13 protein-coding genes are annotated in these 15,765 nt (G+C 56.4%); 6 read left to right on the forward strand and 7 right to left on the reverse strand.

Annotated elements, in window-relative coordinates:
* The first annotated feature begins 85 nt into the window (after positions 1-85).
* Positions 86-268 (forward strand): transposase, encoded by a 183-nt coding sequence (locus ACWISF_RS06540; RefSeq protein ID WP_448380781.1) that lies wholly within the window; start codon positions 86-88, stop codon positions 266-268.
* 102 nt (positions 269-370) lie between these two features.
* Complete coding sequence (locus tag ACWISF_RS06545; RefSeq protein ID WP_448380782.1) at positions 371-2,110, forward strand: diflavin flavoprotein; 1,740 nt, start codon at positions 371-373, stop codon at positions 2,108-2,110.
* Positions 2,111-2,399: 289 nt separating this feature from the next.
* Here ACWISF_RS06545 and ACWISF_RS06550 read toward each other — a convergent pair whose 3' ends face one another.
* Together ACWISF_RS06550 and ACWISF_RS06555 are read right to left on the reverse strand one after the other, a co-directional pair.
* A complete protein-coding gene (locus ACWISF_RS06550; protein WP_448380783.1) occupies positions 2,400-4,079 on the reverse strand; it encodes an ABC1 kinase family protein in 1,680 nt (559 codons plus the stop codon).
* Between the two features lies 1 nt (position 4,080).
* Positions 4,081-4,380, reverse strand: coding sequence for a DUF6825 family protein (locus ACWISF_RS06555; RefSeq protein WP_448380784.1), 300 nt, complete (start codon positions 4,378-4,380; stop codon positions 4,081-4,083).
* 103 nt (positions 4,381-4,483) lie between these two features.
* On the opposite strand from ACWISF_RS06555, the gene ACWISF_RS06560 reads away from it, so the two are divergent.
* A complete protein-coding gene (locus ACWISF_RS06560) occupies positions 4,484-6,355 on the forward strand; it encodes an AMP-dependent synthetase/ligase (RefSeq protein ID WP_448380785.1) in 1,872 nt (623 codons plus the stop codon).
* Positions 6,356-6,653: 298 nt separating this feature from the next.
* Here ACWISF_RS06560 and ACWISF_RS06565 read toward each other — a convergent pair whose 3' ends face one another.
* Genes ACWISF_RS06565 through ACWISF_RS06575 form a run of 3 tightly spaced genes read right to left on the reverse strand, consistent with a single transcriptional unit; the run spans position 6,654 to position 9,849 of the window.
* Positions 6,654-7,679, reverse strand: coding sequence for a heme-dependent oxidative N-demethylase family protein (locus ACWISF_RS06565; RefSeq protein ID WP_448380786.1), 1,026 nt, complete (start codon positions 7,677-7,679; stop codon positions 6,654-6,656).
* Between the two features lie 20 nt (positions 7,680-7,699).
* The gene (locus tag ACWISF_RS06570; protein ID WP_448380787.1) at positions 7,700-9,037 is read right to left on the reverse strand and encodes an aminopeptidase P N-terminal domain-containing protein; all 1,338 of its coding nucleotides are present in this window, start codon (positions 9,035-9,037) and stop codon (positions 7,700-7,702) included.
* 2 nt (positions 9,038-9,039) lie between these two features.
* Entirely contained in the window at positions 9,040-9,849 is an 810-nt protein-coding gene (locus ACWISF_RS06575; RefSeq protein WP_448380788.1) for an MBL fold metallo-hydrolase, read from the reverse strand.
* A 536-nt stretch (positions 9,850-10,385) separates the two neighbouring features.
* Between ACWISF_RS06575 and ACWISF_RS06580 the strand changes: the two genes are divergently transcribed.
* Positions 10,386-11,045, forward strand: coding sequence for an NAD(P)H-dependent oxidoreductase (locus ACWISF_RS06580; RefSeq protein WP_448380789.1), 660 nt, complete (start codon positions 10,386-10,388; stop codon positions 11,043-11,045).
* Here the strand turns inward: ACWISF_RS06580 and ACWISF_RS06585 are convergent.
* Complete coding sequence (locus ACWISF_RS06585; RefSeq protein ID WP_448380790.1) at positions 11,042-12,280, reverse strand: methionine gamma-lyase family protein; 1,239 nt, start codon at positions 12,278-12,280, stop codon at positions 11,042-11,044. The genes ACWISF_RS06580 and ACWISF_RS06585 overlap by 4 nt on opposite strands.
* A 182-nt stretch (positions 12,281-12,462) precedes the next feature.
* Here ACWISF_RS06585 and ACWISF_RS06590 point away from each other — a divergent pair, with 182 nt between their 5' ends.
* Positions 12,463-13,410: a universal stress protein gene (locus ACWISF_RS06590; protein ID WP_448380791.1), complete on the forward strand. Its 948-nt coding sequence runs from the start codon at positions 12,463-12,465 to the stop codon at positions 13,408-13,410.
* 3 nt (positions 13,411-13,413) lie between these two features.
* Here ACWISF_RS06590 and ACWISF_RS06595 read toward each other — a convergent pair whose 3' ends face one another.
* Entirely contained in the window at positions 13,414-14,358 is a 945-nt protein-coding gene (locus tag ACWISF_RS06595) for an aldo/keto reductase (RefSeq protein ID WP_448380792.1), read from the reverse strand.
* A gap of 191 nt (positions 14,359-14,549) precedes the next feature.
* Between ACWISF_RS06595 and ACWISF_RS06600 the strand changes: the two genes are divergently transcribed.
* Positions 14,550-15,494 (forward strand): methyltransferase domain-containing protein, encoded by a 945-nt coding sequence (locus ACWISF_RS06600; RefSeq protein WP_448380793.1) that lies wholly within the window; start codon positions 14,550-14,552, stop codon positions 15,492-15,494.
* Positions 15,495-15,765: the final 271 nt, after the last annotated feature.

A 15,765-nucleotide genomic window follows, 5' to 3' on the forward strand; every position in this document is an offset into this window, starting at 1 on the left:
CCCATAGGGAAGTGTGGCGTATCCATGAATCTTCAGGCGACAACCTTAACCTACCTAGCTATAGCTATAACTCGTTCGGAAGGTTGTGGCAGCCGCTGGGTGTGAATTGATATATCTACCGAAATACTCTCCCGATTTAAATCCGATTGAGCATCCATGGCATAGAATCAAGCAAAGAGTTAGAAAAACCATGACATCCACAACCCAAAACCTTCATGACCTCATCGATTCAGTCATCTGCTCTATATGTGAACCTTTGCCTGCTTAGCTATATTTTTGATATAGGTTGTGTCTATTGCGAGTGGCCAATGACCACCATTAGAAAGGAAATAGTGCATAATAAAGTAGGCAATTCAAAGGGTCGAAAAAGATGGCACAGCATCCTCCCCGTGACGTGCAAACCGTACCCATTGCCGCCGATACCCTGGCGTTGCGCTGCCGGAGTTGGCAACGGTTGCGTTTTGAGTTGGAATATGCCCTGGAGCGAGGCACGACGGCCAATAGCTATCTGATTCAAGGGGAAAAAATTGCCCTGATTGACCCACCGGGCGAGACCTTTGCGACCTTATTTTTTACGGAATTGCGCCGCCATGTGGAATTTGCCCAAATTGACTATGTGATCTTGGGCCATATCAACCCCAACCGGGTGGTGACGCTGGCGCAGCTGTGGCAACAGGCGCCCCAAGTTACGTTTGTGTGTTCCAATCCCGGCGACCAAGCCCTGCGCTCCCTGCTGGCCCAGCAGATACCCGAATTTTTTGCCCAGCATCCCCTCAAAACCCACATCGTGCGGGGGGAAGCCAGTTTGGACCTGGGACGGGGGCATCGTTTGGAATTCATCCCCATCCCGACGCCGCGCTTTCCCAACGGTTTGGCCACGTTTGACCCCCAGACCGGTCTGTTATTTAGCGGTAAGTTTTTTAGCGCCCATCGCTGTAGTGACCAGGTGTTTGATGAGGGTTGGCAGGCTCTGGAAGAGGATTATCGTTATTACTTTGACTGTATCCATGCGCCGCAAGTTCGTCAGGTGGAACAGGTGTTGGAACGCTTGGCGCGCTGGCCGGCTACCTGTTATGCCAATGGGCATGGTTCTTTGGTGCGCTACCATCTGCCGGAGTTGACCCGCAGTTACCGGCTTTGGTGCGAACGCCAAAGTGGCTGTGATGTGACGGTGGCGCTCTTGTATGCGTCTGCCTACGGGAATACGGCGACCCTGGCGCAGGCGTTGGCCCGGGGGGTGAGCAAGGCGGGGGTGCGGGTGGAATCGGTTAACTGTGAAACCGCCAGTCCCGAAGAAATCCGGCAGGTGGTCAGCACGGCGCAGGGGATTCTGCTGGGGTCGCCCACCTTGGGGGGGCATGCGCCTACCCAGATGCAAACGGCTTTGGGCCTGGTGGTGGACCATGTGCCCCGCACGGTGCCGGTGGGGGTGTTTGGGTCCTACGGCTGGAGCGGCGAAGCCATAGAGATACTGGCCAATCGGCTGCGGGATGCGGGGTTTCGCTGGGGGTTTGAGCCAATTCGGGTGAAATTTGCGCCGACGGATGCGGATTTGCAACGGTGCGAACAGACGGGGACGGACTTTGCCCAAGCCCTGCGGCAAAAACAGCGGCAAACCAGCGCCCGCCCCACCGACGCCCAAGCCGCCCGCACCGAACAGGCGATGGGACGGGTGGTGGGACCCTTGTGTGTGCTGGCGGCCCGTCGGGGGGAATTGACCGGGGCCATGCTGGCCAGTTGGGTGGCGCAGGCGACGTTCAACCCACCGGGCTTAACCGTGGCGGTGGCCAAGGACCGGGCGGTGGAATCCCTGCTCCATGTGGGGGACCGGTTTGTGCTGAACATCCTGCCGGAAGGGAGTCCTTTGCCCCGTCATTTCCTCAAGCCGTTTGCTCCGGGTGAAGACCGCTTTGCGGGTGTGGCAACCAGTCAAACCGCCGACGGTTGTCCGATTTTGACCGAGGCCCTGGCGTACTTACACTGTCAGGTGGCGCAACGGATGGAATGCGGTGACCACTGGGTGGTCTATGCCACGGTGGATGAAGGGAAGGTGCTCAATCCCACGGGGATTACTGCCGTGCATCACCGCAAATCGGGGAGTCATTACTGACCGAATTCATGCCTGGGCGTAAGCGGCCCTCTGGGGTACAAGTTCCAGGGCTGCGGTACAGCTTCTTGGCCTAAGAAATACATGCGACATTCGCCTTTACCTGTAAACCCTATCCGAAAAGGGGCTGCTGACCGGTGCCGCAACGTGTGGCATTTTCCGGTGAAACGACGATATTTGGGATGTTTTATCCCAAGTTGGGGTCATGGCGTCCCCCCTCCGGCGCGGAGCGGCAAGTGCGGCTTTCTCCTAAGGGGGACCGCAGAGAGAGCGTCAAACCCCGATTGCGGCATTATTCAAACAGGCGTTCTAGGCGTTCGTGCCGCTGCCAGACGCGCCAGCCCCGCCAACCGGTAAATCCGGCGAGCACCCCGGCCAGCAAGGCCAGCCAGCCGTAGCCATTGACAAGCAAAATCGTGCCCGAAATCAAAAAACTGCCCGTCAGGACATGGTAATTACCTGCGGCCTGCTGGGCGCTCAACCGGCGCAACAGCCGCTCCATCTCCAAAGAACGGCTGCGCACCACCAGGTCCCCCCGTTCCAGCTTGGTGAGGGTTTCTTCGACCCGCCGGGGCAGACTCAAGGCCGAGTTGCTCATTTTGGCCGCCTGCCGCCCCAATTCCCCCCAAAGGTCGTGGTTTTGGCGCTGTTCCATCAGTTGCAAGGCATAGGGTGTGGCAATTTGGAAGAATTGAAAATTGGCATCCAAGCCCCGCCCCAGCCCCTCAAGCGTGGAAAAGGCCCGCATCACAAAGGTAAAGGTGGCGGGAAAGCGAAACGGTTGGTCGTAGGCCAGGGCATATAAATCTTCGCTAATCGCGCCAATGGACTGCAACTCCAGCGGTTTATCCAGCAGATTGTCCAAAACGTACTGCAAGGAACGGCGCACCGGCCCCATATCCCCCTGCGGCACCAGGGCTTTGAGTTGGATCAGCGCCTCAATCACCCCGTCGGCGTCCCGCTCCACGATACACATCAGGGTTTGCACGAGTTTTTCTTTGGTCTGGGGGTGAAGCCGCCCCATCATGCCAAAGTCATAAAAAATCAAACTGCCATCGGGGTCCACCGCGATATTGCCGGGGTGGGGGTCGGCGTGGAAAAACCCATGATTCAACACCTGTTCCAAATAGGCACGGGCGTTCAATTCCGCCAGCCGCCGCCGGTCCAACCCAGCCGCATCCAAAGCGTGGTAATGGCTAATTTTGATCCCCGGCAAATACTCCAAGGTGAGCACCCGCCGGGAACAGTAGCGCCAATAGACGCGGGGAACCTTTAACCAGGTGACGTTGCGGAAATTGCGGCGAAATTCATCCGCATTGCGTCCCTCATTGAGGTAATCAATTTCTTCGTAGAGAATGCGGGCACATTCTTCATAAATGCCCAGCCAATCCCGTCCTGGCCCCCAACGGGGATGGTTTTGGAAATAGCGGGCAATGTCTTTGACAATCGCCAAATCAATCTGAAACAACTGGCGCAAACCCGGACGCTGCACCTTGACCACCACCGCTTCCCCGGTGGGCAATTCCGCCCGATGCACCTGACCCAAACTGGCCGCGGCCAAAGGGGTTGGCTCGAAATTGAGAAACAGCTTGTCTATAGGTTTGCCCAAATCCGTTTCGATAATGCGCGCCACCTGGTCCAGGCCAAAGGCAGGCACCTGGTCTTGCAATTTGGCCAATTCTTCCACGTATTCCGCCGGGAAAATATCCGCCCGCGTGGAAAACAACTGCCCAACCTTGATAAAGGTGGGGCCTAACTCCAACAACTGCTCCCGCACCCAAACGGCAATGCGCCGCCGCCGTTGTGCCCGTTTTTCCGGGGTGGAGCCGCCCCGATAACTCCAATTTTTTTCGTAGAGCCACTGGGCGGCCAAAAAGCGCAGGACAAACCACCAAATATCAAACGTGCGACGCCAGCGGGAGTAGCGTTCCTGGTTCCAGCGGTACTTCTTGGTGCTGACGAGGACGGCCACCCTAGTGCTGTTGGCGATAACGCTTGAGTTCGGTACGCAGGCGTGCCATTTCCGCCCGCAATTCGTCAATGGTGGTTTGCAGGTCCACAGGCTTGGCCGCCGGGCTCGGGGACGCTGCTTGGGTTAGCCGCTGTTCTTCCTGGGCCGCCCGGTCGAGAATCTGCTGGATGCTCTGCCGCAGGGCTTCCCGTTGCTGGGCATCCCACCGCCCCACCGCAGCCAAGGCTTCCCCGAGCCAATTGCTCACCTGTTCGGATAGGACCTGCGCTGCCGCCCGCCCGATGAAAAATGCTCGTACCACTGCCGGCGCTCCCCAAGATTCCGCCCAAATTATAACGTTTTATTGCCAGCCCTGGCGGCAAAACAGGTTACCCTAGTAGCAACACCACCAATACCCGGTTGTTATGGCTCCTTGGTCTGCCCTCCCCGATTTGTGGCCGGATTTGGCGCAACGGTTTCCCCACCTGGTGGCGTTGGAAGAACCGCACCGCCAGCCGCCTGTGCGCCTTACGTACCCCGAATTGGCGCGCCACATTCAGGGGTTTGCCCAGGGGTTGCAGGCCCTGGGGGTGCAGCCGGGGGAACGGGTGGCCCTGTTTGCCGACAATAGCTCCCGCTGGCTGATTGCCGACCAGGGCATTATGCGCGCTGGCGGGGTGGATGTGGTGCGGGGGGCGCAGGCGCCTGTCGCGGAACTGGATTTTATCTACCGCAACAGCGACAGCAGTTTTCTGGTGGTGGATACGCCGGAAGTGCTGCGACGGCTAAAACCCTATCTGGGGGAATGGCAACCCCGGGCAGTCATCGTGCTGTGGGGCGAAGGGGATGGCAATAGCCTCAGTTTTGCCCAGGTGATGCAGCGGGGGGAAACCCACCCGTTTCAGCCCCCCCATTTGGAACGGGACTCCCTGGCAACTCTGATTTACACCTCCGGCACAACCGGTAAACCCAAAGGGGTAATGCTCAGCCACGGCAATTTACTCCACCAAGTCGAAAGTCTGCACGTGGTGTTTCGGCCCAAGCCGGGGAATGTGGCCTTGAGTTTGCTCCCTACGTGGCATAGTTACGGGCGTTCCGGGGAGTATTTTTTGCTCTCCCAGGGGATTCACCAAATCTACAGCACCCTGCGGCATTTTAAGCAGGATTTAACCCGCTACCGCCCGCATCACCTTGTCGGTGTGCCCCGGATGTGGGAGTCCATTTATGAGGGGGTCGAGCGGGAGTTTCGGCAGCAGCCCCCCGGCAAACAAGCGCTGATTTGGCGCTTGATAGGGATCAGCAAACGCTACATCTACGGCAAACGGCTGTGGCAGGGACTGACCTTGGAACCGGTGCAGCCGCGTCTTTTCCAGCGGTGGCAAGGTGGGTTGGTGGCCCTGTGCCTTTGGCCGGTGCATCGGCTGGCCGATTGGCTGGTGTATCGCAAGGTGCGGCAGGCGGTGGGGGGACGCTTGCGGGAAGGAGCCAGCGGGGGCGGAGCCTTGGCACGGCATTTGGATGATTTTTATGAACTGGCCGGGTTTACGATTCTGGTTGGCTATGGCTTGACCGAAACCTCACCCGTGCTGACGGCCCGTTCCGTGACCCGCAATCTGCGTTATTCCGCAGGGCAACCCCTACCAGGGACGGAAATCAAAATCGTGGACCCAGAAACCCGCCAACCCCTACCGGCAACCCACCAGGGCTTGGTGCTGGCCCGCGGACCGCAGTTGATGAAAGGCTACTACCGCAACCCAGAAGCCACTGCCAAGGTTGTAGATGACCAGGGTTGGTTCGATACGGGGGATTTGGGCTGGGTGACCCCTCAAGGAGATTTGGTGCTGACCGGGCGGGCCAAAGACACGATTGTCCTTAGCAGCGGCGAGAATGTGGAACCGCAGCCGATTGAGGACGCCTGTTTACAAAGTCCCTACATTAGCCAGATCGTTTTGGTGGGACAGGATAAGCGCCAGTTGGGGTGTTTGATTGTGCCCAACGAAACGGCGCTCAAGGCGTGGGCGCAGGCGCAGGGGCACACCTTGGTCATGCCGCACGAGGAACCGCTGCCGGGCGCCTGGACCTTGAACACACCGGAAGTGTTGGAACTCTACCGGATGGAATTAAAAACCCATGCGCAGAATCGTCCCAGTGTGCGGCCTTTTGAGCAGATTGGGCCATTTCGGCTGCTTGGCGAACCGTTTACGATAGAAAACGGACTGATGACGCAGACCCTCAAAATCAAACGCAATCAGGTCATGGAACGGTATCAGGATGTCATTCAAGACATGTATCAGTAGCGCTATCTTTGCAATGCTCAAGAGATGCTAACAAGGCTTCTCCGTCAGGTCGGTGGCTTTGCCTTCCCAGGGAGAAGCATCGTAAAGGGTGGATGAGACATTGCGCCAATACCCATAAGTTTGCGGGAGTTGTATGCAGTTTCAACCAAGTTTGCCACATTTGCCTTTAGCGACACCCTCTGTCCCAAAACGAGATGGAGCGTTAAAAATATCTAAAAAGTGTCACATTCTTAGTCGAAATGACTGTCGCCTATCTTCTGGCTTCCTGGGGTACATGTTTCCCGCTGGTCGCCGATAACTATTGCGAAATAGGGGTATCCAACCAGGCTAAAATCTCCGACCAGTGGTGCGCCAAACCTTTGTAATCTAAGGCTGCCGGCGACATAGACTGAATTGCTGCCCGCAGTTGGGCACAGTGACCAGGAAATTGTTTTTTCATCACCTCCACATCTAGGAAATAGGTGCGAATGGTAAAGAGCGCCGCTTCCACCGCCGGAAATCCCCAAATCACCTGCCGTTCGATGCGTAAGTACAGGCGCGGGTCATGGGGTTGAAAACGCCGTCCCTGCCATTGCTCCGGGTCAACCCCTGGCGGGGGTTCCGGGTGGTGGTTCAAGCGCGTGTCGGTGCTCACACCCCAGGCAAAACGCACCAGCGGCGGTTGGGTGATCATGGTATGCACCAAGGCATGGCCCCGGCGGTTTATCCCGGCCATCCCCGGCACCGGCCCATGAACCTCGGCAAATTCCCGGCCAATTTTCGCCGCGGCAGCCCAATGGTTGGGAAAACACAGGTGAATGGCACTGAGCCAATGCCGCTCCCCCGCCCGCGAGACAACCGCCATATCCTCTTGCACCTGGCAAGCCAAGGCATCCAACGCGGAGCAATAAGGGGGCACCTCCGGGGGTAAACCGGTGACATCCAACAGACGATAATCAGCGTCAAAATACACAGCTTCTCCGGTTAATCGGTTATGCCATATCCGGCCATTGGCCTGTTGGGTTATTTGATAATGCTGGGGATATTCTTGGACTAGACGTTCGGTGATAAATTGGGCAATTGACCGTTCGATTTCCGGAGCAAATTCTTGGGTTTGATAGTACTTTTTTAGGCATTCCCGACGGGCTAATTGTTTGGCGTGATAGTAGCAGGTGTAGTTACCGTCAATCTGAAAAACCCGTTGATCCCAGACCCCATTGCCAAAATCTTTGCCCAGGGGATAAAGACCCGGTTTCACCTCATAGCGTCCCCGTTCGATTGGGAAATAGCGGGGAGCCTCCGGTAAAGCATCAATCGGTAATACTTCGGTGACAGCCGCTTCCATGGAGGCAATTCGTTCGTGAGTTATTTGGGAACCGCCGCAGTCAGAACCTCACAACCCGTTTCCGTCACCAAAATATCATCTTCAATCCGCACACCAATCCCCCGAAACTCATCAGGAATGGCTGGTTGTCCGGCAAAGGGTTCCGCATGGGGGCCAATGTATAAACCAGGTTCAATGGTAAAGACTTGACCGGGAGCCAAAAGGGTGGCGACCTCTTTGTCTTGGTAATAAATCCCCGCATCGTGAACCTCTAATCCCAACCAATGGCCGGTGCGGTGCATATAATAGGGCCGATATTTTTGTTGTTTTTCGTCCTTTTCGTTGGCAATTTCTGCCGCATCCCCCCTTAATAACCCCAGGTCAATTAAACCCTCTACCAAAACCCGCACTGCCGTTTTGTGAATCTGATCGTAGGGCACCCCCGGTTTGACCACCTCAATCGCCGCCAATTGTGCCCGCAATACCACCTCGTAAATCAATTGTTGTGGCCGCGTCATGGTGCCGTTGACCGGAAAAGTGCGGGTAATGTCTGAGTTGTAACATCCCCAGGCGCACCCCGCATCAATCAAAACCAAATCCCCTGCTTGGGTTTGCCGGATATTATCCCCGTAATGCAAAATACAGGCATTCGGCCCCGAAGCCACAATTGAGGGATAGGCTGGGGCGCCCCCGTGCTGGCGAAAAATCGCTTCCATGCCCGCTTGAATCTCATATTCAAACATCCCAGGGCGGGTGGTTTCTTGGGCGTGAATGTGGGCTTTGGCGGCAATGGCGACCGCTTGGCGAATGCGTTGCAATTCCACCGGACTTTTGACCATGCGCAGGGGATGCAAAATGGGATTCACATCCGCCAGAACCGTTGGCCCATACCCTTTGCGTTGCCGCAAATTGACCATTTGCCGCCAGAGCCGGTAGATTTTTTCATTCATCGCTTCATCCCGGCTCGGATGGTAGTAAATGCAGGTAGCCCCTTCCACGTATTCCGGGAGTTTTTGGTCCAATTCCTCTATGGAAAAAGCGGCATCGCAACCGTATAGTTCTTTAGCGGCTTCCGGGCCAACCCGATAACCCGTCCATACCTCTTTTTCCAGGTCCTTAGGCAGCACAAACAACACAAATTGATGTTCCCCGTGATGGGGGGCAAAAACAGCGACGGCCTGCGGTTCATTCAGCCCCGTGAGATAGAAAAAATTACCGTCTTGACGATAACCTGCCTCTACATCCCCATGGAGATACGCCTGGGGCGCACTGGGCAAAATCGCCGTTCCCTGTCCCAAAGCGGCCAAAAATCGGCGTCGCCGTTCGGCATATTCCTCGGCAGGCAGCGGGGGATGCAATTCCAAAGGCGTCGTAACCATTCCTAGCGGGGCATCGAACCAGGGGAAACTTTGGGTTTCGGCGTAGGGCTGGGTTTGACCGGAGTAGAAAAATTGTAGCTAAAGACGTAGATGATTGACCCTTGGGTGGGCAAATCTGCCGGTCGCATGGTCACCTGCTCCCCCACCCGCCGCACGGGTGTATTGCCCATCAATGCCAAAAAATCCGCCAACGGGAAGAGATCGCAGGTGGCATCCGCTGCCTGGGTGCGGTAGTGGGTCGGGACAATAATTTTGGGGGTGAGGGCCTGAACCGCTGCTGCCGCCTCCTGGGGATTAAACGCCTTGTCTCGGCCACCGACGGGAATAAACAGCACATCCGGGGTGCCAAACAAAATCTGCTGTTCCACGCCAATTGGTGTTGCTGTCCCCCCTAGGTGCAAAAACCGCATCCCCGCCTGGGTCCACCGCCAGCAGATATTTGCCCCAAACCGACGCCCGCCCAGGCGGTCATGGTGGGTCTGAAAACCTGAGATTTTGAACCCATTGGCCAGTTCGTAGTCGCCGGCAACGGCCAGCACTCTGGGGTCGCCCGGCAAATCCACCACATACCCTTCATCCAAAAGCAAACTGCTGACCAGCACCAAATTTGCCTGCACTCGGGGTTGCCGGTAGCCTTGGGTACAGCCGCCGGGCAAAAACGGGTTGACCAAAATCCGCAAACCGCCGCCGGTCAAAAGAAAACAGGTATGCCCGAAAAACTGAATCGTCACCCCTGGGGGCGCTCCCTGGGCCAACACCCGCCCCGTTGCCAGCAAAACTCCTGCTCCTACCAACAGTTCCCGTCGTCTCATGCCTGCTTCCTGTTTGGTTTGCCCTTCAGGGTACCGTAGTTTGGAGAAGGAAAAACACGCCTGGGCGTTCCCGCCGCTGGCGCAATTGCGCCTTGCCCATAGATTGGGCACAGGGGTAATTTCAAGATTTTATGGGTTTTATGGGTTTGTGCCCAAATGCGTATCTAGCCCGGTGATGCAACGTATTCTCGTTTCTATGGACAACAAAAAGACTCTTCATCCACTCAGCAATGCCCTTGGTTCAGCCGGCGTTGTGTCGTTACTTTTGCCCTGGAATGCCCCGGCGATGCCAGAACGGTAGTGCACCTGGACGATTGGTGCAGGGGGTGAGGGTGGCAGCTCTGGAGTCTTAGCAACATTTCGCCTGGGGATGGTGCGCCCAAACAGAGCCTCGTTGCTGGCAAGTCTCCATCAACGCCTCGGTACCGACAACCAGCCACTGTTCAGGAAAACAACAGGTTGGTTTGCAGGGCAAATAGCATCTCATATGCTTTTGCTATAGTGGGGTTGGTCACAACCAAGCGAGGTCAATTCCCATGTCGTGTGATTATGTATCCACCGATTTTGTGAAGCGTCAATTGTATTGGCGTTATGCCACAAAAAAATTTGACCCCACCCGCAAAATTCCCCCGGAAATTTGGCAGGTTTTAGAGGAAAGTTTACGGTTGGCTCCCTCCTCCTTCGGGCTACAGCCCTGGAAATTCGTTGTCGTGAATAACCCGGATATTCGTGCTCAATTGGTCGAACATTCCTGGGGACAAAAACAAGTGGTGGATGCCTCGCATTTGCTGGTCTTGGCGCTGCAAAAACACATTACTGAACAGGACGTCAATCGCTATCTTGAACGGATGGCAGCCGTCCAGGGGATTCCCCTAGAAAATCTCCAGGGACTTGGGCAGATGATCAAGGGATTTTTGACCCAACCCCCCTACCCCTTGAATTTAGAAGAATGGGCCGCCCGCCAGGTGTACCTTGCCCTGGGACAATTGATGACCGTAGCTGCTTTTTTGGGGATTGACACCTGTCCGATGGAAGGTTTTATTCCCGCTAAGTACGATGAAATTCTTGGCCTCACGGATACCCCCTATCGTTCGGTCGTAGTTTGCCCTGTGGGTTACCGCGCCGCCGATGACAAAAATGCCCAACGCCCCAAAGTGCGCTACGAAAAAAATGAGGTGTTTTTGTATGTCGACTAGAGCGCCCATTCGGCCAGCAATTCCTCCAACGCCCAGAGCCAATGGAGCCATGTCGTGCCTCCTTGACAAAAGACAATGTAGGGCGGACGCAAAGGCCCATCGGCAGAAAATTCGCTGGTACTGCCGTCAACAAACGTACCGCCAGCCATGACCAAGGGGCTTTCGTAACCGGGCATGGGCGCAGGCACCGGGTCCAGGTAACTGCCCACCGGACTGAGCCGTTGTAAGGCCCGACAAAAGTCGGTCAAACGGGTTGGGTTCCCCAGTTCAATGGCTTGAATGGTATCGGTGCGAGGGTCCTCGACTCGCGGTTGCACCCGGTAGCCCAAGCGACTAAAGGTGGCCGCCAACAACAGCCCGGCTTTCAGGGCTTCCCCCACCATTTGTGGGGCCAAAAACAAACCTTGAAAAAATAAACGGTTACAGCCCAAAGAGGGACCGGCTTCGCAACCAATACCGGGGGCATTTAACCGATTGGCTGCCAAGGTTACATATTCTTTTTTACCGGCGACATAACCGCCACAGGGCGCGAGGGTACCGCCTGGATTTTTGATGAGCGAACCGGCAATGACATCCGCACCTACCATCGGCGGTTCCTGCATTTCCGCAAATTCCCCATAGCAATTGTCCACCACGCAAATCACCCGGTCATTGATCTGTTTAATGGTGTGAATGAGGTGGCGCAGTTCAGCTATGGTTACACTCGGCCGCCAGGAATAACCACAGGAACGTTGAATCAAAGCGACCTTGGTTTTGGCATGAATCATCGCCGCCAATTGTTCGTAATTGACCCGCCCTGTGGGCGTTAAATCTAATTGCCGATACGTAATGCCAAAATCCTGCAACGAACCACTGCCTTTTTCGCGCAGACCCAATACCGGTTCCAAGGTATCGTAGGGCGCCCCCGTCACCGCGAGCAATTCATCCCCAGGACGCAAAAGGCCATACAAGGCGCAGGCAATCGCATGGGTACCGGAGAAAAACTGCGGGCGTACCAGCGCCGCTTCGGCACCCATCACTTGGGCAAAAACCTGCTCTAGAACTTCCCGCCCTTGGTCGCCGTGCCCATAGCCGGTCGTCGTCTGAAAATGGTGTACCCCAACCCGATGCGTCCGCATGGCCTGAATCACCCGGATCAAGTTGTATTTCACTAACGCATCAATGCGGCGAAAATCAGCCGTTAATTCTGCAATGACTTGGCGCAACAGGGGATGGGCTGTGAGGGTGTCGGTCATAGGTAGGCAAGGTATGGTGAACAACTGCCATACATTGTTAGAACGATTCAGGCGCAGTGACAAAAACCAGTCTATCGAAGGTTAGGATAGTGGTTTTACGGCGGGCATGCGGCAACCTAACGGGGTCAAACTGGCCATCGCATGGCATGGGGCCATAGCCGGGAACGTTTTTGCCCCTGTAGATGGTACGCCGCGATCATTGTGGGTATGTTAGACTGCGGGTAACCAGCCAGGGTCACGTCCGGGGGGTAGGGGTGTTCAAGCGATTGGTCATTGCGACAGATTTGCGGGATGGGTTGCACCGATTTAGCCACTTTCTCCCGGCGTTGGGGGCAGGCGGTATCGAAGCGGTGACCTTTGTGCATGGGGTGCCCTATCGGGATGTGGGCGTGCGGGTACGGGAGGATACGGAAGCGCTGGCGGCGGCGGCAGCCAAGTTAACCTTGCCCAGCGATACGGGTGGCGTGCAGGTGCAGCGGGTGATTCGTTCGGGAAAACCGGCGGAAGTGGTCGTGCAGGCAGCGCAGGAAGTGGGCGCGGATGTGATCATCGTGGGTACCCAGCAGCGGAATGTCCTAACGGAAAAATTGGTGGGCAGCGATGCGCTCAATATTATGCGTAAGTGTGAGATTCCCCTGATGGTGATCCGCCCCCAGTTGGTGCAGGTGTTGACGGCGGAGGAGTTGGACTTGCGGTGCCGCCATTTGTTCTACCATCTGATGTTGCCCTATCGGGGGCACCCGGAGTCCCAACATTTGCTGCACAGTGTCTTGGCGCAGGTGCAAAAAAATCCCGTGCCCCGGGTGGAATGTTGTCATCTGGTGTGGGTGGTCGAAGACCCGATTCGCCGGGATTTTGACCCCGACCCCCAGGAAATCCGGCGGGCGGAACAGGAATTGCAAACGGTGGCGGCCCAGTTGTCCCCCTACATTCCCCAGGTCTATACCCATGTGCGCACGGGCAATCCGGTGGAAGCCTGTATGACCTTAGCCCAGACGTTGGACATCAGTGCGGTGACCCTGACTGAAGCCCACATGACCAAATTGTGGGATATTTCCCCTTCCCTGGGCGGGGAGTTGTTGCGCCGCATTCCCTACCCCTTGATTCTCTTTTCCAGCCCGGATAAGTAATTCCTACCAGTTGGGGCTGGCCTGGTCTAGGGCTTGGACTTCATCCGGGGTGAGTTGCCACCCCATCGCTCCGGCATTTTCTTGGGCTTGGCGGGCATTTTTGGCGCCGGGAATGGGCAGGGCACCCTTGCAGAGCACCCAATTCAAGGCCACCTGCGCCGGGGTTTTGCCGTAGCGTTGGCCGATTTCCTGGAGCAGGCCCTGCAAAGGCCGTACCTGCACCAGCCGTTCCCGATGGAAGCGCAACCCGCGGGCACTCGGCGGCGGATTGTCCACCGTATATTTGCCGGTCAAAAGTCCCATGCCCAAAGGACTGTAGGCAATTAAAGTAATGCCCGATTCCTGACAATAACGTAACAAACCGTTCCGTTCGGGGGCGCGACAAATCAAACTGTATTCCACCTGGTTGCTGGCCAGGGGAATGCCCCGGTCGGCCAACACCCGCTGGGCTTCCTGCATCTGGGCCAGGGAATAGTTGGAAACCCCCACCGCGCGGGTCAACCCCAACGCCACCGCATCCGCCAGAGCGTGCATCCAACTGGCCAGGGACACGGGGAAATGCACCGGCCAATGGATTTGGTACAAATCCACCTGGTTGACCCCCAGACGGCGAATGCTGGCGCGCAGGGCATCCACCAGGGTTTGCGGCCAAAACCGCCAGGGGAAGGGCATAAATTTGGTGGCAATGACCGCCGCGCGACCCATCTCCCGCACAAATTGCCCCAACAATTGCTCCGACCGGCCCCCCCCATACACTTCTGCCGTGTCAAAGAAGGTAATGCCCCCCTCAATGCTCGCCCGGTAAGCCGCGTGCAAATCCTGGTCGTTGTACTGCTTGCCGTAGCCCCAAAACAATTGGTCCCCCCACGCCCACGTGCCAATACCCACCGGACTTACTTCCACATCAGTCTGCCCCAAGCGGCAACGGGTCTGGGTCCGCCCTTCCATAAAAACATCCTTTTTGGTCTGCCCTCTGCCGTCAAGTATAACAATTTGTAACAAATCGGCGGCTGGGGTAGGCGAGAGAGCGGGCAAGCCAACCGCATCAGGTAAAGCAAAAATTAAAGTAAGATTAAAAACGGTAACGTACATGCCCCGACCCCAGGCGGGATTTTTTATTTTACTCCTGGACTGAGCGTATGGTGCAGGTTTTGGCGATTGGGCTAGGTGTATTGGCTGCAGGGGTACTGTTGGGCTTGGGGTTATATTTGCGGTTTCCCCGCCGGTATCAAACGGCGGCTTCGGTGGCGGCTGCTTACGACGCTTGGACCCAAGATGGCATTTTGGAATTTTACTGGGGGGAGCATATTCACCTGGGGCATTATGGTTTTCCCCCGCGGCGGAAGGATTTTCGTCAAGCCAAGGTGGATTTGGTGCATGAAATGGTGCGCTGGGGTGGTTTAGACCGTTTGCCGCCGGGAACCACGGTGTTGGATGTAGGGTGTGGGATTGGCGGCAGCAGTCGCATTTTGGCGCGGGATTACGGGTTTCACGTGACGGGGATTACCATCAGTCCCCGCCAGGTCGAGCGGGCGCGGGCGTTGACGCCCCCTGGGTTGCCGGTGCAGTTTCAGGTGGGGGATGCCCTGGCGTTGCCCTTTCCCGATGGCAGTTTTGACGTGGTTTGGTCTATCGAAGCGGGGCCGCATATGCCGGATAAGGCGCAATTTGCCCGGGAGTTGCTGCGGGTGCTCAAACCGGGGGGAATTTTGGTGGTGGCGGACTGGAACCAACGGGATGACCGGCAAAAGCCCCTGCGTCCTTGGGAAAAATGGGTGATGCGGCAATTGTTGGACCAATGGGCGCATCCGGCCTTTGCCAGCATTGAGGAATTTGCGGCAGCCTTGGCAGCGACCGGGTGGGTGGCAGGCAGGGTTGTCACGGCGGATTGGACGGCAGCAACCTTGCCTTCCTGGTTGGATGGCATTTGGCAGGGGATAGTCCGCCCGGAAGGACTCCTGCGGTTTGGGGTGGTGGGTTTGGTAAAAGCGCTGCGGGAAGTACCCACGTTTTTGCTCATGCGTTGGGCTTTTGGTACGGGGTTGTGCCGCTTTGGGATGTTTCGGGCGGTACGAGCGCACTGAAAACGCTCGGTTCACCGGCCAGACCGCATGACCATATCGCCCAGGAGTGTTGAACTCTGCACCAAAGGTTCATAAATCCAGGTCAGGCAAAATGTTTACTGGGAAAATCTTTTGTTATAAATGTTTGTTATATAGTCATTTTTATTGAAAATGCAACATTTTATGAGAGGAGGGTGTAAGATGGGGAGGAAGGTGAGCATCAAGGAGGAGAATCAGAATGTGTTACAGCCTGGATTTACGGAAGAAGGTGATAAGTTTCATTGAGAACGGG

Source organism: Gloeomargarita sp. (genome assembly GCF_053491055.1).